2 protein-coding genes are annotated in these 1,101 nt (G+C 47.2%); both read right to left on the reverse strand.

Features of this window, described 5'->3' with window-relative positions; all coding sequences use genetic code 11:
- Positions 1-114: 114 nt before the first annotated feature.
- The gene (locus NZ772_16980; protein MCS6815250.1) at positions 115-522 is read right to left on the reverse strand and encodes a DUF4359 domain-containing protein; all 408 of its coding nucleotides are present in this window, start codon (positions 520-522) and stop codon (positions 115-117) included.
- Between the two features lie 41 nt (positions 523-563).
- Complete coding sequence (gene ribH / locus NZ772_16985; protein MCS6815251.1) at positions 564-1,100, reverse strand: 6,7-dimethyl-8-ribityllumazine synthase; 537 nt, start codon at positions 1,098-1,100, stop codon at positions 564-566.
- Position 1,101 lies beyond the last annotated feature (1 nt).

The raw sequence follows: 1,101 nt of genomic DNA on the forward strand, positions 1-1,101 counted from the left end.
AAATTCTGGCTAATGAAGTGCGTCGTCAATGGCTGAATATCGCTTGCCGCAGCTAGTACCTTCAGGCAAGCTTATGCTTGCCTGACTCATGTGACAGACTAGAACGTGTGATAGCTACTGCTGTTCGGTTTTGAAAATGTAAAAGTTTTGCAGAACCCCGATCGTCTCAACCCGATAGGAAGGCACCAAATCGGCAGGTACCAGGGGAAAAATTGTGTTCACAGATAGATTCGTTGTGTAATGGCTGAACAGAATAAAGTTCTGACGTTGAGTTCCTCTGGCGATGAGTTGCTGAATATCAGCTTGATTTTCCATCAGCAAGCGTCGGCAGTCTTGTTGCAGTGATGCACCTAACAGTTTCAATTGAGGAGTACAGACATTGTCTTGAAGATATGCTGTCAAGCGTTGAGTAGCATAGCGCTCATAGCTGGACTGATCTGGATTTGTCAGCGCCATAATAGCCCCAACTCCAGCCAATATTAGCCCAATTGCCAACCCGATTACAACTCTAGATTGCTTCATAGTGCTGAGGCTAGGACAACTGCCTCCTATTTTCAGCCAAATCAGCTCATTTCATCAAGTAATGCAGGAGAAGCTCCAGATTTATCCATCGGTAGTGCCGAGACAGTAGATGCAGTCAATGCAGATCGACCTGTGTTGTCTGCATTATCCAGCGATCGAATTTGGCGCATCAGGCTAGCCATTTCTAACGCACTCATGGCATAGTCCCAACCCTTGTTGCTTTTAATCCCTGCTCGCTCTAGTGCCTGTTGCATAGTATCTACTGTCAAGATGCCAAAAATTACTGGCACGCCTGTTTGCAGTTGAGTAGCAGCAATTCCTTTTGACACTTCCGCGGCCACATAGTCGAAGTGGGGCGTTTGCCCGCGAATCACAGCCCCTAAGCAGATAATGGCATCGTATCGCCCGGTCAACGCTAACTGACGAGCTACTAGAGGAATCTCAAAACTACCAGGCACCCAAGCATAGTCCACTTGAGTGCCCTGGGGATTAGCATCAACACCGTGACGGTTCAAGCAGTCTTGACAGCCAGCTAAGAGCTTTTCAGTCACCAAATCATTAAAGCGACCAATCACGATT

It is taken from the genome of Cyanobacteriota bacterium (genome assembly GCA_025054735.1).
Taxonomy (GTDB): domain Bacteria; phylum Cyanobacteriota; class Cyanobacteriia; order SKYG9; family SKYG9; genus SKYG9.

Coding starts and splice junctions, on each gene's coding strand:
- NZ772_16980 (MCS6815250.1), bottom strand. CDS start 522: ATGAAGCAATCTAGAGTTGTAATCGGGTTGGCAATTGGGCTAATATTG.